Below are 20,762 nucleotides of genomic sequence, written 5' to 3'. Positions count from 1 at the left end.
TTTGGGAGGTTTTTTTGGGGAACTTAAATTTTACTTCTTAATTCCAATAAATGATTGAATAATAGCGAGAACCAGAGCGAAAACTGCTGCAGCCCAGAATCCATTGGTTGCAAAACCGAACATAAAACTATCCGTCACGCGAACCATAAAGATATTAATAACTAGAGAGACGAGTCCGAGTGTGAGCCAGTTGAGTGGTGCCATGATAAATTTGAGAAATAGCCCCAATGTCGCATTGAGCACGGCTAAAACAACTGCGACGATAAGTGCTGTCATAAGTCCATCGACGTAGACTCCTGGCACAAGATATGCCGTTACAAAAACTGCAAAAGCAGAGAGGAGAAGAGAAAGAATAAAACGCATAAAAATGGGTGAAAAAATAAAGAGAACAAAAGAGTATAGCACATTCTACTGTTTCACAAGAAGAAAATCTCCCCCTTCCGTATTTTATAATCCCACCACGCTGTATTCTGTCTTGTATACTAATTTCTAGCTCTCACTACCGGGAACCTCCTACAAAATGTTCTCACTTCCTCGCGAAGCGCCCTCAACACTTCTTCATTATCAGCATTTTTGAGTGCTCGGTCGATGAAGTCTCCGATTTGTTCTGCATCTGCTTCACGGATACCACGAGTTGTCATAGCAGGGAGACCGAGACGGAGTCCTGATGGTCGGAACGGTGGATTTGGATCATCGGGAATCGTCGATTTCGAAGTCGAAATCCCGATAGCATCGAGAGTAAGTTCGGATTTTTTTCCATCCATATCTGTACCAGAAAAATCTATCACAATAATATTATTATCTGTGCCGCCAGTCACGAGCTTGTAGCCACGAGAAACAAGTGTTTCAGCAAGAACGTGATTATTTCGGAGGACTCGTGCACCATATTCTCGGAATTCATCTGTATCGGCTTCATGAAGAGCTACCGCGATAGCGGCAACTTGGTTCATATGTGGTCATCATTGCACACCGGGGAAGACAGAACGATCGATACGAGTTGGGATATTTTCCATCGTTGGTTCTGGTGCTTTGAGAGGGTTACTCACAATTCCTTTACTGAGGATAAGCGCACCACGAGGTCCACGAAGTGTCTTGTGAGTCGTGGTCATCATAATGTGAAAACCATAATCAAGAGGATTTTTCATCACACCAGCTGCGATCAGTCCTCCAAAGTGAGATACATCCGCCATCATAATGGCTCCGACTTCTTTTCCAATAGCGACAAATTTCTCATAATCAAGTTCTCGAGGATGAGCTGAGTAGCCAGCGATAATCAGTTTTGGTTTATGTGTGAGTGCCATCTCTCGGAGATTATCATAATCCATAAAATGATTATTGGCAGCATTGGTTTTATATCGGACAAAATTATACACTTTGCTCATCAGTGTCACGGGGCTTCCGTGGGTCAGATGTCCGCCGTGAGAGAGATCCATCCCGAGAATAGTGTCACCTGGTTCGAGAACAGCATTATAGATGCAAACATTCGCTGCTGCCCCAGAGAGGGCCTGAACATTGGCATGATCAGCATGAAAGAGTTTCTTTGCTCGCTCTATTGTCATCGTTTCCATCTCGTCAGTAAATTCCTGCCCACCATAATAGCGTTTACCTGGAAATCCTTCAGCATATTTGTTGACAAAGACGCTGCCAAGTGCCTCCTGGACAGCAGGAGAAGTATAATTTTCTGATGCGATGAGTTCCATTCCTTCATTTTCACGGAGGAATTCGCCTTCTATCGTTGCAAAAATAGCAGGGTCGGTGATATTGAGCGGGAGATTGGAGAACATAAAGAAGGGATTATGAAGTAAAATATGGAAGAATTGTATGCAATTTTTCTAAAATGCGATATTTTTTTGGTGGTTGATTTTATATGGTTTTGGATACAATAGAGAGTATGACAGAAAAAGAAAAAATATCCCAACCCGAAAACATACCTGAAAAAAAAACCAATCTCTCAGAGGATTTTGATAAGTGGCTCAAGCTCGATGCACAACGAAAAATTGCCGAAACACAATCACAACTCGCAGGCCTCAAGGATGATATCAAAGAACAATTACGAGCCGGAAATCCACGTGAAGCACTTTTGAAATATCCTAAAAGGATCTTTGGTCCAACTGATCATAATTATAGAGGGAGATATGGATCATTGGCATCTATCGAGACTCGTTCTCCAGAGGACAGAGATAAAACGGCAACTTCAGGTATTCTCACTTCTGTACTTGCTCCTTTTCAAGCGATAGGTCGTATTGTATTTGATACAGGAAAATTTGCACTCTCTCCTCGAAAAGAAATCCAAAAGACTTTTGCCTATCTCAAAGAAGAAAGTCCTCATACTGAAATCATCTAAAACATGCTTTGCTCTGTTATACCATATTCTCGCTCCATCGATGATCGTCTGGTTACCTATCATATTCCAGAAGAATTTAGTCCTTTTATTGCAATAGGAAGTAGTGTCAAGATTCCATGGGGGAAAGATACCATCATCGGAATAGTGGCGAATATTGCTGCGGAGATTCCTCATGAAGGCATTTTGAAATCTATCGAAGCACCTCAATCGGCGATGCCCCTTCTCTCAGCCAATGAGATTGCCATGATAGTACAACTGGCGCGCTACTTATTTGTCCGTATTCATATCATTGCGCAACTTTTTCTCCCCGTGAGTATTTTTGATTTTTTCGAAGAAAAGAATTTTCTCGAGCTGACCCCACCAAAAGGTCTGAAATGAAAAGGGAGTATAGCTGACTATATCGTTGCTCCAGATACAGACTCGATTATTACCTATCTAAAAGAGAGACTTCAAAAATTTCCCGGAGCTGTGATTGTCCCTGATGGTATCTCTGCACAATGGTGGTATGAGCAATGCGGACTTGATGCTATCATCGATACACATCCAAAGTCGGTGCATCGCCAAAAGAAGATTTATCTCGAAACACTCCAGGGTACTCACGACATTTTATTTGGAACACGACGAGCGCTCCTGAAGCGTCTCGGACATTTTCAACGCATCTACATCGTGCAGGAAAATCTCTCTCACAATATCCTCTTCTGACTCAAGAAAATCCCTCTCTGGATTATGGCACAACATCTGGCACAACATGGACATATTATTCACTATATTACGACGACTCCAAGCATTCGTACGCTCACACACTTTCTTCAGGAGAAAAAATCAATACAATACCTAGAAAAGATAGAGATAGAGCAGAAGATAGAGAAAGGAACTTAATGAGAATACAAAGTACAAAGAGCAAAATACAAAGAGGAATCATTGATTTGGAAACCTATAAACTTATCAACCCATTAACCCATTAACTTTGTAAACCCATTAACTTAAGCACTCAAACACTTACATACTTACGCACCTATTTTTCAATCAAATAAACCTAAGAAACTTAGTAAACCTAGTAAACTTATCACCCCTTTTATGCATCCCCGTTTCCGCACTTTCGCAAATTTTATCGATAATCTCTCTCCGGTAGCACGTATGATCCTCGTGCTGGGCGGAATGGGAGTTTTTTGTGTTGGCATCGTGCTGACACTCTGAAAATATACGCTGGTTGATCATACATTTTATGTGTGACTCGCTGACAGGCAACAAATCAGAAATACAGAGCTTGCTGTGAATCGGGGGACTATTTTTGGTTCACTCGATCCCCGACGAACAGGGTATGAGAAAGAGGTGAATACTATTATTGCAACGACTATGATAGCAAAGGACCTCAAAATAGATCCATCAGGCCCCTGTAATCTCGATATGCTCGAAGCATTTTTACTGGATATTGCTTATCGTCATCTCTGTGAAAATCGATCACAAGTAAGCTGTATCGATAATATCATGAAATATACGAATACTTTTACGATGCCAGAGAACTTTATTTTTTCAAAAGAATCGATTCTAGCATTTATCGCTCCAACCGTTCATGAGCAATCACATAGACTTCATAAAACGCGAATTGCTCTTGCGTCTGGTGTTTCTGCTCAAGATATGGATAAGCTCTCTGCTCTCTTAAATCCAGGGATTTTTATCGTGGGAGATAGTGTGTATGTGGATCCGACACGATTTGATACTTCTCGTGGTGTCGCTGAAGTCCTCAGTATATTGCGTCTCGATCCCCTGGCTCTCGATGATGCGCTCAAGCTCCGTAAAAATCGCAATGTTGATATTATCGAAAAAATGGAACCAGAGCTTTCTTATCTGGTTTCTGCGAGGATTTCAACCGATGCAGCTATGATAAAACAGCAGACACTTCCTACACTTCTGGACCAAGAAAAATATCTCACAGAAAACACTATCTATAAATGTCTGAAGCTCACTGATAATCCTGTCCGACAGTATCCTGGAGGCACTTCCCTTGCACAAGTAACTGGGTTTGTCGATGGGGATGGTATTGGTCGGCTCGGAATTGAAGGATATTTTCAGGATCTTCTCGCAGGAAAAACAGGAAAAGCAGAAGAAAGGAGGGATAGTCTCGGACGTCCTATCTTTGATGAAAAAGAAGAACAAGAGGTAAAATGAGTCGATCTCTATCTCACTATCGATCCCAATATACAAAATGCGATGATGGATGTGTTGAAAGAGGGCATACGTACTACGGGGGCAAATACTGCCGCTGCCATCGTGATGGATCCAAAAACAGGAGCTATACGTGCTATAGGGAGCTATCCTTCCTTTGATCCAGAGAGACCAGGAAATGCGGATACTATTATGCTCTATGACCCAACTCAGTATCCGGATCCTGTATTTCCTCTTCTGGGGAAAGTGCTTTTCAAGGAATCTCCTGCCTGAAACGTCAAAAAAATCTATCAAAATCAATATGTTACTCTTCAGGAAATTTCCAAAGAAGATGAGATGCAAATAGCCCTCGCGGATCCACTCGGCGTATTTTATATTTATGAAAATCAAGTAGGGCTCTTAGCACATCAAAATATCCCCGTCACATCACCCTACGAACCAGGAAGTATTTTTAAAGGCATAACAGTGGCGATAGGTATCGATACTGGTGAGATAGAGCCCGATACGATGTATGAGGATGCAGGATCGGTAAAAATTGATAATTTTGAAATCAACGATCTTTTGAAAAGTGCTTGTCAGGGGCTGCATAACTTCCGGAATGCTATTAATTATAGTTGCAATGTCGGTATGATTAACATCATTCAACGTATCGGAATGCCACTTTTTTACGAATATTTAAAAAGGTTCTGATTTTTGGATATCACTGGTATTACATTGGATGGAGAAAATATAGGAACTCTTGATACCTATGAAAAATGGTCACGAGCGAAACTGTTTACGATGTCATTTGGACAAGGTATCCAGGCCAATATGGTACAGATGGCATCCATATATTCTGCTTTTGCGAATGGTGGTATTTTGATGCAACCACATACAGTTCAGAAAAAAGTATATCCTGATGGGGACACTGTCGTCACTGAACCGATACCTATTAAGCGTGTTATCGGTGAAACGACAGCGCAAAAGGTAACAGCGATGTTGACTGAATCGGCTACAATAGGACTTGCCAAAGCGGGAAGAGTACCAGGATATACATTGGCTGGGAAAACGGGTACGTCACAGATTGCGAGTAGCAAATGATGATTTGAAGCAGGTTCCAATGGACGAACCAATACGTCTTATGCAGGATTTTGACCATCCAAAGACCCACAATTTGTTATCATAGTGCGATTTGATCGTCCACGAAGTACGCAATATGCTGAATTCTCTGCTGCTAAGGCATTTAAGGATATTTCGGCGTTTCTTCTAGAGTATTATTGAATTCCTCCTGAGCGATAAAAAATGCTTATGTTTCTTATATTTGATTGGTTGAGGGAGGAGAAACTGCCCGGATTATAGTGTATCAATATTCAAAATGCAATATTTTTAGTATGAATCCGAGCGTAAGATGGTGCTAATAGATCGCTCTGAGTGCTGAGAGGTTGAAGGCATAGTCTGTTCTCTTTGATCCGAGAAGTCCAAGGTGACACCGATGTCATCCGAGAGTCGTGTCAGCGACCATCAGACTACAAAATTCTAATTCTGGTAAAATATTTTCTTCACCAATGCAGATAGTGATACGGTTTGGTTGTGTGAGATTGGCGAGTGTACGAGAAAAGAGTGTACGATTTTCTACGACGTCCAGCACGGAAAATACTTGTTCTCCCAGATCTTCACTATGTTTTTTGAGAAAATGAGAAATTCCTGAGATACAATAAATACCTGCTTCTGGTGAACTAATAAAAGCGAGATCTCCAGTGGCATCAGAAAAATCAGAAATCATATCATAGAGACGGTCATCATGAAATTCAAAGACAATGCTTTTCGTTTCGAGAGTAGGGGCGATATATTTTTGAGGTGTCACTTCCATGAGATAATCGACATACATACGGATGCCTCGTGTGGTAGGGAGTCGTCCAGCAGAATTGTATGGTTGATAGATAAGCCCCATTTCTTCGAGTTGTTTCATATCATTTCGTACTGTTGCCGCTGAGATCATCATCTGTTCATCTCGAACGAGTGATTTGCTTCCTGTTGAGTCTCCGCTTCGAATATACTCCCGGACTATGAGTCAGAGGATCTGTATTTTACGAGCATCGATGGAGGACTTTCTGGACATAATAAATTAAAATACAAAAGACATAATACAAAAGACAAAATGAAGGGTTTTTAAATGGAAAGGATACAGCTATTTTGTACTCTGTATTTTGTACTCTGTATTATTTGTAAATCTTCCCCAAGGTTTTGATCGGAAATTTTCCAATGAGATCAAATGAATACAGGGGAATACCCTCTATCCTCGAAGTGCTGTGCTCTCTCGCAGTAAAGCAATCAAGCGGCTCCTCAATTAGAAAATAGTTATAAGGAAAAAAAACCGTCAGATGCACCAGTGGGGAGGACAGAGAAATTGTAGTGATTTTGACGTGAGAATCAACTAAATCTTTACTGATGAGATATTATCAATGGTAAATTTCTCGAGATTCACCTTGCTCTCTACTTTATAGGTTGATTTTACCCCACTTTCTGCTATGTCCACAAGGAATTCATAGGTATTATTTCCGAGGTCTTTCAGGGTATCTTCACGGAAAGTGACAGATTCTGTATTTTTATACCAAGAAGTAAATGTTTCAAGAGAGACACCAGATGGGGAGCGCATTTCGTAGGCCTGAGGCAAAGTACCTCCTCATAAAATCTTATAATATTGCATTAATACATCTTTATTTTGCAATGCTCTTGACTGAGCTGTGAGATCAAATGAAACTGAACGTAGTGCACTTTCAACTTCTTTAATTGTTTGATTACAAGCTCATGATGCAGTAATAATATATTCATCTGTTAAGAAAATAAGTCTCCCTGTATAACACATTCCAGATAGCATGGTCGTGTAATATATATTTCAATTCCAATATTTTTTGCCTAATACATCTAGCATTAATTGATCTCAAAATATGATAGCTGATTTTCTTGGTTGGATAGTAATATGGTAGTCTCGTACTGGAGTATTTTCTAAATCCCCCAAATCTCCAAATCAGTACCATCCTTCTGATATATCCACATCTCCTCAAAAATCAGCAGTAAATCCTTCATACGATTGAATTGAAGAATTCTCAATTATATTCTTCGCAAACGCGAATACCTCAGCACGAGTAGCGAGGCGATTAGGATAGAAAGCAACATGGACCATATAATCATACATACCAGGATCTTTGACAGATTGATTGTAAGTATAAGGTGCTATGATATTTCTAATGAGTGATTTTTTGATGATATCTGATTGCCACTCGTTTGCATCATCGAAGATATAGGGAGTATCGTACGAAGAAGATGTTTCACTTTCAGATAGACTCCCATTCATTCCCCCCGCCTTCATCATCATCGCCAATGCCTCCGCTCGTGTTACATATTTTCCTGGATTCGCATATCTATTACTTCTCGTAATAATTCCATTATCAGCAGCGAGCTCTACTGCTCGACACACCCAGTCATTTTTTGTTGCATCAGCGAAGTATTTCTTGCAAGCAGTGTTCGTTGGTATAGCGATTCATTTTATTTTCAATGCCATTGCAATCACCTCTTGTCGCAGTATCTTATCATCCAGTCGATATTTGGAAGCAATGGTTTGTTGCGTTATAACGCCTTGATCTGCAAGATAATTTGCATTGGAAGTGTCTTCAGATGAATAACCAAAGGTTATTCATAGAGAAAAGATAAAAGAGAAGAGAGAAAAAAGGAGGAACGATTTTTTCATAAGAGCAATAAGAAATAAGTGATATCAGTATAGAAGGGGGGAGTAGAAGTCAAGGAAACGAGTTTACCACTCAATCCTCCTCAGTCATTCAGTTGATGTGCCCGTATGATTTGGCTGTGTCGTGATAATAGTCGTAGTACCTTCAAAGAGTTTTAAGAGAGTTCCAATATGTACTTCATCGAGCTCAGAGAGGACATCATCGAGGAGAAAGAGGGGTACTTTTCCAGACTGATGCTGGATATACATTCCTATCTTTTTAATAAAGGAAAGAAGGAGGGTCTTGTTTTCTCCGCGGGACAGTGTATATCTCGCTGGTTTCCAGGTTTGGTCTATCGAGACGCTAAACTCGATATCATCGAGTTGCGGTCAGACGGTAGTTTTCCCGACGATACAATCTCGATCTTCATACTCTTTGAGCAATTTCAAAAAATTATCCACAGTGACTTCTTGCAGTGGATGTCTCTCAATCAATACTACTCGTGTTGGTCCAGGAAGATGTAGTGATTCATCCGTGAGGTGGGATATCCAGTCAAACATTTGTCGTCTTTGGAGAATCAATGGTACAGCACTTTGGGCAAGAAGCGTATTCCAGGATGCGAGATCTTTTTTTTGCATCAATCATTCTTGGATATTTTGTAACACTTTATTTCTCTGAGAGATAGCCGTTCGATAATTCTTCAGAAGATGTGCATAATGCATATCAGCTGACGAGAGCATATCGTCGAGAAATCATCTTCTCTCGCCTGGTTCTCACGAAATAACTCGGAGATGGTCACTTTGTATCCATATCGCACAAGAAGGAAGGGAAGCATTGTATTTTTTGCGAGGGATACTGGCTTCTCGATAATACCATTTTGGCGTTTTAGTCGTGCTATCATAGATGACAGCATGAGATTCTTCATCAGTTTGCAATCTGATCGACCAGTCAGTTGTCCCAAAGCTCGATTTTTCTGACCAATTGGTATGATGAGGATTTTCGGCATTGAGTGCTACCATCATAGCTTCGCAAAAGGTTGATTTTCCTGCGCCGTTTTCTCAGACGAGCATCTGAATACCGTCTCATACTGTAAAAGTCTTTTCTGTATGATTTTTGAAATGATAGAGAGATATTTGCATCGCGAAACAACAGTATTATATCTTGAGTGGCATGATGATGTGTCGGAATTCTTCTTCCTGAGTATCACTATTGGCTCCATGCAAGAGGATAGGAGATAAGCTTGTCTCAAATCAAATGCGAACTTCTTCTTGCGGAATAACCTGCAGCGCTTCGATAAAATAAGTGGCATTGAGTCCGACCTGTTCTGAACCTTGGACATCAGCAGTGATTTCTATTTCGCTATTACCGATTTCGGTATCTCCACTTTCGAGTTGTATTATTCCTGATTTTTCGAGAGACATTTTGACATTAAAATTATTTTCTCGTGCAATCAGACTCACTTGTCTGAGTCACCTGATGAGATTCTCTCGGTCGACAAGAGCATGGATGCTGGTATTTTTTGGAAAGAAATTTGCATAGTCTGGGAAGTGACCATTGAGCAGGCGAGAATAGATCTTGATATGGTCATAGACAACGAGTATCTGATTATCGGCAAAAAATATCTCTACCGAGGTATCATCAGGAAGAGTCTTTGATATCTCATTAGCACTTCGTGTCGGGAGAATGATTGAGATTTTTTTATCGACAGATGTCGCTGTCGTGTAGCGATATTCTGAAAGTCGGAAACTATCAGTTGAAGCAAATGTAATATGTGTCGGATAGACCTGGATACAAACCCCAGCAAGCGTCGGACGGATATTGCCACTTGCACAAGAAAAAAGAGTCTTATTGAAAGCGCGTTTGAGAATATCAGATGAGAGAGTACAATGAGTATCTTGTCGAACCATCGGTATCATCGGAAACTCCTCTGCACTGAGTCCTTTGTGGCGTGTTTTGTTTTTTTGTACGATAAACTGGAGCGTATTTCCTGTGTCAGTTTTGATGGTGAGTTGTGTTGGTTCGAGCAAGTTGAGGTAGGACGCGATAAAACGATGAGACACCGTGATATCCCCTGGTTCGACAACTTTCAAATCATCTGTAATAGTGTATTCGATAGCCATCTCGAGGTTATTTGCGACCACGACCATTTTCTCATTCGTGACCTTGAGAAGGACATTTTCTAGGATAGGTGTCGTCGGAGAATTTGTGATAGCATGAGAGACGGTTTTGATGGCTTCAAAGAGCTTATCGGAAGGGAGTTCTATGTGCATAAAAGGGGGAAAGGTTTAATGAGTTTTATTCGTTTAATTGGTTGGATAATGAGTAAAGAGTGACGAGTTGGAATCTATTGCTTCCATCTTAATACTTGCATCTTAATACTTAATACTTCCTTTCTCTAACTCTATTTTTTCTTTTTTGGTGCCGCGAGAGAGACTCGAACTCTCACACCCGCAAAGGCACAGGATTTTGAGTCCAGCGTGTCTACCATTCCACCATCGCGGCATATTTCTGTTACGGTCCATAGGATATACAAAATCTCTGATTTCGCAACTGAAAATATCATTTTTTATCTCCCCCCTAATACATGTACTATTTCTTGATATTTTTTTTGTCCTTCGCGTTCATCCCGTAGGTTCGCACCGATATATTTTGCATAAAAAATATCTTCATTTTTTCTGATATTTCTGATCGAAAAAAGTACCATATCGTCTTTTTCTCCTTCTTTTCTGTAGGCAGAATACTTTCCGATACAGGTCTGGAGTTCTGCATTATAAAACATATCCAAATCAACTATCCATACATTTTGCTTTGCGCTGAGAAGATTTTTTTCCACATACTTTTGGAAAATTGGAAGCCCTTTTTGGCAATCTGGTTGAGGAATCCGAAGAGTTCTCGGCATAGTACACGTACATCCTACGAGAAAGAGGAATGGCACTATCAAAAAGATTTTTTTCATATGAGAAAACATATGCTCTATCCTATACTATTCTTTGAGAAATCAACTATTTCACATTTATTTTTAATGCCACTCTTATGAGAACATATTGACTTCGATTTATGATATCCATAAAGGTATAATATGGTGTAAAAATATTCCTCCGCCCCACGGCGGACGAGAATGACAAAATACCGAAACCACTTTAATGTTAAACCATTTGCTTTTGTTGTGGCTCCCCCATCGCCCTTGCGGCAGCAATTGCTTGCTTCGCAGCATTCTCAGCTGCGGCTTTTGCTTCCTCGGCTCATTTGAGGGTATCGGAAGTTTTTTTATCCTTCAAGAATACTTCTTTTGCGAGATTTCAGACGGCATCGAGATTTTCAGCAACTTGTTTTTCTTTTTGAGTATTTTTTTTCAATATTTCTTTCGATTTCTTTTCTGCTTCTTTAACGTTTTTTGAGGCCACTTCTGTTGTATCTTTTAGGACACTCGTTTCATCTTTATTGACTCATGAAATTCGTTCAGAATTTTTTGCAGCGCTAGCATATTTTCCTGCTTCATTTTTATGATTTTTGGCTTGATTTGCTGCTCATTGTGCTGCGATAACAGCGGCAGCTAAGTCACCCTCGAAAGCACTATTTGCTCACTTTTCAAATGATTTTGCTACATCACCTGACTCTACTGGCTTAAATGCAGTAACGTCTGAAGGCGTATAGATTTCTGGTGTGTATTTTTTTACCATAAGATACTATTAATTATTGTGTGCCGTATCAATATCAATTCCTTGTTTCTTCAAATCTTCCACGATCTTTGTTAATATGTTTTCGTCAATATGTCCACGATTACCTTGCATATTGTAGGCCTCTTTTATTCTTCCGTTATCCAAATTGATAATATAGTCAAAGTTATCTGATCCTTCTGTCATCTTGTTTCAGAGAAGAATAGAATTTCCAGTAATTGAGACATTCATACCTCATATCTTATCTTTGAGAACTTTATAGTCACCAGAAGTCGTATATTGAGTATCTTTGGGGAGAATAATTTCTTTTTCCCCCGATAAAGCAGTATCGGATGGGGATTTTTTTGTCGCATCCCTCGATACTGTAGACTTCTCGAGATTCTGTTTGAGCTGTTCACTTGCAGAATCATTGGTTCACACTATCTCTGATCGCGAGAATGGGGGTTCATTTTTCGCAAGTTGGATTTCCTTGAGTTGTTCATTAGACATAAGAAGATCATTACAGATATAGTATATTCTATTTCTCTGAGGAATGCAAGTAAATCTCGACACTCTACTAGGACAATATTTTGTTCTCTTTCAGGCGCCGTACTTGTTCCTCCGTAGGGAAGCTCACGTCTCGACATTGTACAGCCCCACCCAGAACAGTATATGGAGCGATGGCATATATTCTTCATGATACTCATCGAGTAACAGACAAAATAGCTACCGGTCTATTACCTTGTTGAGCAATGACGGACTTTTTTGGGTCTATGTTGATAGCTTCCCCTGGAAAATAAGGGAAAATATCAGGTAATAATCATTCGTATATTTCTTCTGCTTGCATATATTATAATGATGAAATAGATGTTTTCTTTTTGGAAGGTAGAGGGTGGATGCTACCGATTTCCTCATCTGTTGGGATTCTTCTTGTAGGAAGCTCTCTAGTATTACGATGCTCAGAATCATAGATCAGTCTTTCGGATTTTAGATCAGTCATACCTCCTCACGGGATTCTGCTGACGGTTTCTCTACCAGTCTGTGGGTATTGAGCATGTATAGTTGCCGCTCCGTCTGGTCAAAAATTCCATTTTTTACGCTGAATGGTGCGTCATGCTGGGTCACGTGTTATCTGATTGAGCGTAGTCCCATCGGCGGAAACCTGTACGCCTCGAAACCCTTTTTCATCTTGCATCACAGAACGACGCATAAGCCCATCTGGTCAATACGTGGTATTATGACCTACCAAATTACCTGCTGGGTCTACACCTCTCTCTGTTACACGTCGATTTTGAGATAGTATAGATGATTGAGTGCTTTCTGGAGCATCGAGAGGAGCTGGATGTGAATTTTTATTCCATTGTCTCTGTTTTATTATCTGTCATTTAGCAGAAATACGAGTCGCCTCAATTCCATCTGAATTCGTCTTAATAATTCTTTTAGATCCATCAGACAAATAAGTTTGATTGACACCTTCAATAACATTACCATGAGTATCGACTTTTCTTCTGGCGTGACTTATTTGGGTAGGTGAATTGGTATAAGCACCCGGTCAATACGTAACCGCGCTTCGTCGAAGCAATTTTTTTTGTGCATCACGAGTAACACTTGAATCAATTTGCGTGTGGCCAAGATTTTTATCATTTCCTCTATCATATTCTGCACGATATTGTCTTGTGATTTTTGTAGCATTCCCAGAAGCGTCCTCGGTTATTCCAGTATTTCTCGATGAATATTTTACTCTCATACCAGATGGTGCAACTCTTTTAAACATCTGCCCTCCCTCTGGGAGAGTCGCTCACTCAACTGGTTGTTTCGAATTTCTACGAATATTTTCTCAAACCCCTTGCGTACCTCATAGAATTCAATCTTTACCGAGAATAGGTTCTACCCTTTTAAATCCTGTTCATGATTCTGGTAAATTCGCTCACTCAACTGGTTGTTTCGAATTTCTACGAACACTGTCTCATGGAGCTGATGATGGAGTTTCTAGAGTAACCTTGCTTCATCATGCTGATTTTTTTGCAATACCCCTACCAACTCATAAAATAGCCGCCGCGTCTCCTAGGCCAAGCGCTCACTCTGTAGCATAATGAGCGCGTTGTTGTGCGAGATAATCTGCTTGTACAGTGTCTCATGATGCTCGTGCTGCCTTTTCTTGCTCTGACATCTGTGATGCTTGTGAAAAATTTTCTCCCATATTTTGGACAGTTTTGGCTCATCCATACGAACCAATACCAGCCAGGGCTACCTGCCCAACTGGCGTCACAGCCAGGGGGAGCGCTACACCGAATTTTATTCCATCTTTGCTCGCTCATGTAGCATTTTCCAATATTTGGGCGTCTTTTCCATTTCTCACTTCTCCATACCTTCTTGTCGGATCTAGTCATGCTTCTACCACGGCACCTGCCTCATCTCGTAAGATAGAATATGCTGTCGCTCAAAGCTCTCCAGTCAGAGCTCATCCAGCCACAGTACCTGCGGCAAGTGCCAATCAACCTTCTCAGGCAAGTATAGTACTTGCAGCACCTAATGTCGCACCACCAGTCATCACGGCAGAAACGCCTAATCATGCAGCAATTGCAGTATTTCTCACCGCTTTTGTTCCTGCATAATAATTTTCAGTTCGATCAGTGAGGTCATTCAGGACTTTGCTCGACTCACTATTTGCTCCCCTCTCAGCTCATGAAGTATGGTATCGTAATTGTTTTTTGAGATCATCAGAAAATTGTGTGTTAGCGTTCAGAGCATCTCAAAAATCCTGGATAGAAGCATTGCGGGTTTCATTGGCAATGCGCATATCTTCGGTACCACTATCCCCTGTAATGCCTCACCAGAGAGTTCATAGATACCCTGTATTTTTTATTCTTTTATTGGCCGCTTCTTGTAGTCGTATCGCTGTTTCACGTTTTTCAATTGCTTTCCGAAGTTTTGGGTCTGATTGGACTATACGATTAAATTCTGCATCGGTTAATCGAGGAAGTTTCTTAGGTTTTGGCTTTTTTGAGACTGATCATCTGAGGCCTTCTTCTTCTAGACGATTACTTGCCTCCGACTCTTCAGGGGCATGTCATTGAATCTGATTCGTTGATTCAAATCAGTTATTCTTTTTTTTGTCTAGATTTACTGTAGTAGCCATAGCAAATATTATATTCCCGTAAATGCGTTGAGCATATCATTGATCTCTTTGAATTCTGTTTGAAATTCTGCGAGTTCCTTTTCGCCCATCTCGGCACTTACCCGACGCGACTTCACAAAATCTACCAAAACCTTGAGATTTTTCATTACATTTGTCATACGATCCACCAGTTTTACCCCCTCTTGATTGTCCCATTTTTCAAAGAAATTCCGCACAAGAGTATTTGCTTCAAATATCGCATCAAAATCGAATTCTTCGAGTTTTTTTTGCTGAAGATCGGCCACCATTTTTTTATATTGGAGAAGTTCTTCGGTCGGTTTATTATTGTAGGGAGTAGTTGGCATATTTTAGGTAATGTGTCCTATTTCATTCGTGATGTTTTTTGTTTTTTCTTCAGCTCATTGTGTAGCAGCTATTGCGGTTCTTTGATCAGTTTTAAGTTCATTTTTTGTGATTTCGGAAGGATTTTCTCCTGCGGTCGTTTTTTCTATTTCTTTCTGAGCTGTTTTATACATTTCAGAAGTATCTGTCACCATCGCAAGAGCCATTTCTGAGATATTTGCCGGTACGCCACTTGGAAACTGTGCCTGAAGATACTGTTTATATTTTTCTTGTGACATCATGGCAATCTGATGTTTCTGTTCGTCGAGAATCATTTTTTCAACGATAAATCTTTTATCAATTGGCAACTTACTGAGGATATCCTCTAATTCAGCTGGCGAACGGGGGGAGGCAACAATATCTTTGACCACCTTATCTATTTCACGTGCCTTTTCTTTATCCTCTCATTTTGACCATTTTTGGAGTTCATTTTTGAGTACATCTTTATCCCGTTCCGCCTGATAAGAATCAGTTGGATTAGGTTTTTGATCCAAAATATTTTGATTTGGGTTTGTATCGATAGTTGCCATAGTAGATTATTAACCACCAATAGTATGCTACACTTTTTCTCACAATGCAAATTCTCGTGATAAAAAGTTGCAAAATAATGAAAGCCCATATACTACCCACGTTGCTCGGAAAATGAGCAACCCACTCCTCGTTTGATACAGTCTGTCCTCTTGAGAAACTAAGAACCTCTCTCGCCTCAGAAACTGGCTACGCAAACAAGAGGTTAAGGATTATTTTTTTATTTTTTTCTTATGTCTCTCATAAAAGACATGCTGCACCACGCAGTACATATCGGTAGTGACACTCGCCATTGGTCACCGACGATGAAGCCCTATATTCATGGGGTACAAAATGGCATCCATGTTTTTGATCTTACAAAAACTGAAAAAATGCTCGCTGAGATGAAGACAGCTTTGTCTGAATTTTGTAAATCTGGAAAAGAGCTCCTCATCGTAGGAAGCAAAGTCCAGGTCCAAAAAATCGCAGAAGATCTCGCTCTCAAAACTGGTCATTCAAGCGTAACAAGTGTCTGGGTTCCAGGACTCCTCACAAACTACGCAACGATCAAAAAACAAGTTCGCGAATACAACAAAATCCAAAAAGATATCGAAACAGGTGAAATCAATCGTCTCAGCAAAAAAGAAAAAGCGATGGTGATGACGCGACTTGCTCGTCTCCAAAAGCGCTACGAAGGTATCAAAGAGATGAAGAAATGCCCAGACGGTATCTTCGTAATCGATGGTCACTACGAAGCACAGGCAATTAAAGAAGCAAATGTCCTCAATATACCAGTCTTTGCGCTTCTTGGAACAACTGGTCAACCAAAACTCTGTACTCATTTTATTCCTGGAAACGTCAATAATCTGAAGTCTATCACATTTATCATCGATGAACTCGCTGATGCTATGAAAAAGACAGAACGTCCTGTATCTGCAGCAACAAAAATGAATAAAAAGTCAGAAGTAAAAACAGAAGAAGCTCAAGAAGTAGAAGCTCCAGCAACAGAAACAGCTGAATAAAACAAAACAGTAGAAGATAGAGATAGATATTAGAGACAGAGATTGGCTCTAACTCTACCGCCTAACTCTACCACCTACTCTCCTCTATTCTTAATTTAATTTATATGGTTACTCTCGAACTCATCAAGCAACTCAGAGACGCAACTGGTGTCTCTATCACTGAATGTAAAAAAGCACTCGAAGAAACAGGCGGTAATATCGATGCTGCTATCGATGAACTCCGCAAAAAAGGTATCGCAAAAGCGGGAAAACGAGCTGATAATGCAACTCACGAAGGTCGTATCATCATCCGTACAGAAGGTAACAAAGCATACATCGCTTCTCTCACCTGTGAGACAGACTTTGTCGCACGAACTGACAACTTCACTGGATTTATCAACGAACTCCTCGACGCTCTCGTCAAAGCTGGCTCTGTAGAAGCTGCAAAAGAAGCATTCACACCTCGTATGTCTGATATTATTCAGCAAACAGGAGAAAATGTCGTCTTCGGACCACTCGATATCGTCGAAGCACCTGTCATCGGAACCTATGTTCACTCAAACAGCAAAGTAGCTGCTATCGTCACAGCACAAGCTGGGACAGATGAGGAAAAAGTACGACAAGTCGCTATGCATACCGTCGCAACCAACCCAAACGCTCTCCGTGTCTCTGACTTCCCTGCTGATGTCATCGCTCACGAGCGAGAAGTCCAACTCGATATGATGAAACAGGATCCAAAAAACGCTGGGAAGCCAGAAGATATCCTCGCTCATATCATCGAAGGAAAGATGAAGAAATTCGTCGAAGAAGGCACGCTCATGACACAGCCATTCGTTGTAAATCCAGAGGTGACTATCGAGCAATATGTCGGTGGTGATGTCATCACTAGCTACAAGAGATACTCTATCTAATCGATTTCGTCATTCCTGCGTAGGCAGGAATCTACCCTGTTAGTATTTAAAAAACCCTGGGAATCCCCAGGGTTTTTGAAATCAGTTTGTCTTTTTTGATTTTTTTCCTACAATCACATCACATTTGAACATATAGAGCAGTAGTACAACGGTTAGTATAAGGGCCTCCAAAGCCTTTGATCTGAGTTCGATTCTCAGCTGCTCTGCCAATAAAAACATGTTATGATTAATACTCATATCTTCTCATAAAAATTATATGGCACATTCCAATATTGAGATTAAAGCAAAATCAGAAAATCAAGAAAAAATACGAGAAATCTTAAAGTCAAAGAATGCTTTTTTTAAAGGTCTAGACCACCAAATTGATACATACTTCAACGTAAATCATGGGCGGCTCAAGCTCAGAGAAGGTAATATCGAAAACTATCTTGTCCAATATCAAAGAGAGAATAAAAAATGACCAAAACAGTCAGATTTTACCTTGTTTGAGCCAGGCTCAAAATCGTCACTCAAAGAAATTCTCATTAAATCGCTTGGCATACTCGTCGTCGTGGACAAAAAAAGGGAAATTTATTTTATCGATAACGTAAAATTTCATATCGATATCGTGGAGAACCTCGGAACATTTGTGGAAATAGAAGCTATCGATGTCGATGGTACCATCGGGAAAGAAAAACTCCTGGAACAATGCCAGCTATACCTTGATTTATTAGAAATTTCTCAGAGTGACCTAATCTCGGTGTCTTATAGTGATTTGTTACTAGAAAAACAAGGTAAGTAAATTTTACCCTTCTCCATCCATATTGCATTCCAAAAAAACACCTCTCATTTCTGAAAGGTGTTTTTTGTTGTCTATAAAATTACATCATCCCCATACCACCCATTCATCCCATACCTCACATACCACCACCCATAGGCGATTCTTTGGTACCTGGGACTTCGTAGATAACGGCTTCTGTTGTTAGGAACATGCCTGCAATAGAAGTAGCATTTTCGAGAGCTGTGCGTGGGACTTTCGTCGGATCGATGATACCGGCAGCGACGAGATCAGTAAATTCATTTTTTGCCGCATCATAACCGTACTGAAATTCTTTGTGTTCAAGAATTTTATTGATAATCACAGAACCTTCTTGACCAGCATTTTCAGCAATCTTTTGCGTTGGATATTTGAGCGCTCGCTTCACGATCTCGACACCGATTTGTTGATCACTGTTTGGAGCTTTGAATTTATCGAGTATCTTACCCGCCTTGAGAAGTGCTACGCCTCCACCAGGCACAATCCCCTCTTCGACCGCAGCACGAGTAGAGTTGAGCGCATCTTCGAGACGAAGTTTCAGTTCTTTCATTTCTACTTCTGTCGCAGCACCTACTTTGATGACAGCGACACCAGAACCGAGTCGAGCAAGACGTTCTTTCATTTTTTCACTATCATACGCAGAGTCAGTCTTATCGATCATACGACGGATTTCGACGATACGATGCTCTATCTCAGATTTATCTGCCTGCGTTGCAACGATGGTTGTCGTTTCTTTCGTAGCGGTGATAGAATCGATTTTACCGAGAACTTCGAGACCGACATGTTCGAGCTTGAGTCCTATCTCTTCAGAGACGACGGAAGCACCCGTGAGCAGTGCGATATCGGCAAGATTTTCTTTTCGACGTTCTCCAAAACCTGGTGCCTTGATAGCGAGGATAGAGAAAACACCTTTGAGCTTATTGAGAACGACTGTCGTAAGTGCTTCTGAATCGATATCTTCAGCGATAATGACCATTTCTCTCTTGCCTGATTGGAGCAGTGCTTCGAGGAGTTTGATGATGTCCTTGGTAGAACTAATTTTTTTATCAGTAATCAGCACTGGGATATCAGCGTAGCGCGCTTCCATCTTCTCCGTATCAGTAATCATATACGGTGAGATATATCCTGACTTAAATTGCATTCCTTCTGTGATGGTAACTGTCATTCCAAAGGTCTTCCCTTCTTCGATAGTGATCACTCCATCGCGTTTGACCTTATCCATTGCTTCAGCGATGATCTGACCCGCCTCAGCGTTTTGAGCAGAGATGGTCGCCACGGAAGCGATCTCTTCAGACGTCGTGACAGGACGAGACTGCGCCACGAGTTCTTTCGTCACCTCAGCAGCAGCGAGTCGCATACCATTTTTGAGTTCTATAGCATTGATACCAGAACGAATCTCTCGAAGTCATTCAGCAATCATAGCATAGGTCAAAACAGTCGCAGTCGTAGTACCATCTCCTGCGGCATCGTTAGTTTTACTGGCAACGTCTTTGATAAGTTCAGCACCCATATTTTCGACAGGATCCTCGAGATCAAATTCTTTTGCAATTGTCACACCATCATTGGCTACTTGTGGAGGCCCATAGCTTTTTGAAAAGACCACATTGCGGCCTTTTGGACCGAGAGTACCAGCGACTGCATCATGGAGCTTTTTCATTCCATCGAGCATTCTGAGACGACCAACGTCTCCAAATATTACTTGTTTTTTTGTCATAAAATTTTGAGTTAAAAATAAAATTATAAGTTATAGGAACCAGTCATAGTCATAGGGCGGATGATAAAAAAAATTCCTTCCTATGACTTTTTCTATGACTATTACTCGCTTTCTACTTTCGCGAGAATATACTCTGCTGCGACGATCGTGAGATTGTCTTCTCCTTCTATCTTGATATCGTCACCCGAATATTGTCCTTTGAGGACTTTATCTCCTGGTTTGAGATCATAACCAAGTTTCTCTGCAACCTTTGGACCTACAGATTCTACGAGAAACATATTTGGACTGTCATTTTGTTCGCGAGGCAGGAGGATACCGGAAGCAGTTTCTTTTTTTGCTTCCATTTTTCTGAGTACGATACGATCTTGGAGTGGGATAATCGTTGCCATAGAGAAAATAAATTAAGAATTAATTAGCACCCGTATTATATAGGTGCTAACTTC

At 40.6% G+C, this 20,762-nt stretch carries 20 protein-coding genes and 2 tRNA genes; 7 read left to right on the top strand and 15 right to left on the bottom strand.

Going from position 1 to position 20,762, the window contains the following annotated elements; genetic code table 25:
• Window positions 1–30: 30 nt before the first annotated feature.
• Together WC753_03830 and glyA are read right to left on the bottom strand one after the other, a co-directional pair.
• Window positions 31–363, bottom strand: coding sequence for a phage holin family protein (locus WC753_03830; GenBank protein MFA6080576.1), 333 nt, complete (start codon window positions 361–363; stop codon window positions 31–33).
• Between the two features lie 119 nt (window positions 364–482).
• Window positions 483–1,784, bottom strand: a complete 1,302-nt coding sequence (glyA, locus tag WC753_03825) for a serine hydroxymethyltransferase (GenBank protein ID MFA6080575.1) — start codon at window positions 1,782–1,784, stop codon at window positions 483–485.
• 107 nt (window positions 1,785–1,891) lie between these two features.
• Between glyA and WC753_03820 the strand changes: the two genes are divergently transcribed.
• The 3 genes from WC753_03820 (at window position 1,892) to WC753_03810 (ending at window position 5,788) form a co-directional block, all read left to right on the top strand.
• Window positions 1,892–2,344: a hypothetical protein gene (locus tag WC753_03820; GenBank protein MFA6080574.1), complete on the top strand. Its 453-nt coding sequence runs from the start codon at window positions 1,892–1,894 to the stop codon at window positions 2,342–2,344.
• 3 nt (window positions 2,345–2,347) lie between these two features.
• Window positions 2,348–3,223 carry a hypothetical protein gene (locus WC753_03815; GenBank protein ID MFA6080573.1) on the top strand — a complete coding sequence of 292 codons (876 nt, stop codon included), beginning with the start codon at window positions 2,348–2,350 and terminating at the stop codon, window positions 3,221–3,223.
• Window positions 3,224–3,421: 198 nt separating this feature from the next.
• Window positions 3,422–5,788 carry a penicillin-binding protein 2 gene (locus WC753_03810; protein ID MFA6080572.1) on the top strand — a complete coding sequence of 789 codons (2,367 nt, stop codon included), beginning with the start codon at window positions 3,422–3,424 and terminating at the stop codon, window positions 5,786–5,788.
• 115 nt (window positions 5,789–5,903) lie between these two features.
• Here WC753_03810 and WC753_03805 read toward each other — a convergent pair whose 3' ends face one another.
• The 11 genes from WC753_03805 to WC753_03755 all read right to left on the bottom strand — a co-directional run bounded on the left by WC753_03805 (window position 5,904) and on the right by WC753_03755 (window position 15,920).
• The gene (locus WC753_03805; protein ID MFA6080571.1) at window positions 5,904–6,608 is read right to left on the bottom strand and encodes a hypothetical protein; all 705 of its coding nucleotides are present in this window, start codon (window positions 6,606–6,608) and stop codon (window positions 5,904–5,906) included.
• Between the two features lie 315 nt (window positions 6,609–6,923).
• Complete coding sequence (locus WC753_03800) at window positions 6,924–8,237, bottom strand: S-layer homology domain-containing protein (protein ID MFA6080570.1); 1,314 nt, start codon at window positions 8,235–8,237, stop codon at window positions 6,924–6,926.
• A 63-nt stretch (window positions 8,238–8,300) separates the two neighbouring features.
• Complete coding sequence (locus WC753_03795; GenBank protein ID MFA6080569.1) at window positions 8,301–9,353, bottom strand: AAA family ATPase; 1,053 nt, start codon at window positions 9,351–9,353, stop codon at window positions 8,301–8,303.
• A 15-nt stretch (window positions 9,354–9,368) separates the two neighbouring features.
• Complete coding sequence (gene dnaN / locus WC753_03790; protein MFA6080568.1) at window positions 9,369–10,484, bottom strand: DNA polymerase III subunit beta; 1,116 nt, start codon at window positions 10,482–10,484, stop codon at window positions 9,369–9,371.
• 146 nt (window positions 10,485–10,630) lie between these two features.
• Window positions 10,631–10,716: transfer RNA gene (locus tag WC753_03785), tRNA-Leu, on the bottom strand.
• Between the two features lie 64 nt (window positions 10,717–10,780).
• Window positions 10,781–11,170: a hypothetical protein gene (locus tag WC753_03780; protein ID MFA6080567.1), complete on the bottom strand. Its 390-nt coding sequence runs from the start codon at window positions 11,168–11,170 to the stop codon at window positions 10,781–10,783.
• Window positions 11,171–11,360: 190 nt separating this feature from the next.
• Window positions 11,361–11,894, bottom strand: a complete 534-nt coding sequence (locus tag WC753_03775) for a hypothetical protein (protein ID MFA6080566.1) — start codon at window positions 11,892–11,894, stop codon at window positions 11,361–11,363.
• A 9-nt stretch (window positions 11,895–11,903) separates the two neighbouring features.
• Window positions 11,904–12,380 (bottom strand): hypothetical protein, encoded by a 477-nt coding sequence (locus WC753_03770; GenBank protein MFA6080565.1) that lies wholly within the window; start codon window positions 12,378–12,380, stop codon window positions 11,904–11,906.
• Window positions 12,381–12,720: 340 nt separating this feature from the next.
• On the bottom strand, window positions 12,721–15,009 hold the full coding sequence (locus WC753_03765) for a hypothetical protein (protein ID MFA6080564.1): 2,289 nt from the start codon (window positions 15,007–15,009) through the stop codon (window positions 12,721–12,723).
• An 8-nt stretch (window positions 15,010–15,017) separates the two neighbouring features.
• Complete coding sequence (locus WC753_03760) at window positions 15,018–15,353, bottom strand: hypothetical protein (GenBank protein MFA6080563.1); 336 nt, start codon at window positions 15,351–15,353, stop codon at window positions 15,018–15,020.
• A gap of 3 nt (window positions 15,354–15,356) precedes the next feature.
• Window positions 15,357–15,920, bottom strand: a complete 564-nt coding sequence (locus WC753_03755; protein MFA6080562.1) for a hypothetical protein — start codon at window positions 15,918–15,920, stop codon at window positions 15,357–15,359.
• 231 nt (window positions 15,921–16,151) lie between these two features.
• Here WC753_03755 and rpsB point away from each other — a divergent pair, with 231 nt between their 5' ends.
• The 4 genes from rpsB (at window position 16,152) to WC753_03735 (ending at window position 18,590) form a co-directional block, all read left to right on the top strand.
• Window positions 16,152–16,919 carry a 30S ribosomal protein S2 gene (gene rpsB, locus WC753_03750; GenBank protein ID MFA6080561.1) on the top strand — a complete coding sequence of 256 codons (768 nt, stop codon included), beginning with the start codon at window positions 16,152–16,154 and terminating at the stop codon, window positions 16,917–16,919.
• 104 nt (window positions 16,920–17,023) lie between these two features.
• On the top strand, window positions 17,024–17,809 hold the full coding sequence (gene tsf / locus WC753_03745; GenBank protein MFA6080560.1) for a translation elongation factor Ts: 786 nt from the start codon (window positions 17,024–17,026) through the stop codon (window positions 17,807–17,809).
• Window positions 17,810–17,943: 134 nt separating this feature from the next.
• Window positions 17,944–18,018, top strand: a tRNA-Trp gene (locus WC753_03740).
• 47 nt (window positions 18,019–18,065) lie between these two features.
• Window positions 18,066–18,590 (top strand): class IV adenylate cyclase, encoded by a 525-nt coding sequence (locus tag WC753_03735; protein MFA6080559.1) that lies wholly within the window; start codon window positions 18,066–18,068, stop codon window positions 18,588–18,590.
• 79 nt (window positions 18,591–18,669) lie between these two features.
• Here the strand turns inward: WC753_03735 and groL are convergent, their stop codons facing one another.
• Together groL and WC753_03725 are read right to left on the bottom strand one after the other, a co-directional pair.
• Window positions 18,670–20,319: a chaperonin GroEL gene (gene groL, locus WC753_03730; GenBank protein ID MFA6080558.1), complete on the bottom strand. Its 1,650-nt coding sequence runs from the start codon at window positions 20,317–20,319 to the stop codon at window positions 18,670–18,672.
• A gap of 101 nt (window positions 20,320–20,420) precedes the next feature.
• The gene (locus WC753_03725) at window positions 20,421–20,708 is read right to left on the bottom strand and encodes a co-chaperone GroES (protein MFA6080557.1); all 288 of its coding nucleotides are present in this window, start codon (window positions 20,706–20,708) and stop codon (window positions 20,421–20,423) included.
• Between the last annotated feature and the right edge of the window lie 54 nt (window positions 20,709–20,762).

Source organism: Candidatus Gracilibacteria bacterium (assembly GCA_041660965.1).
Taxonomy (GTDB): Bacteria; Patescibacteriota; Gracilibacteria; order BD1-5; family JAGOOR01; genus JAGOOR01.
Note: the sequence above shows the minus strand (reverse complement) of the source record. Positions and strands in the feature narration are given on the sequence as shown.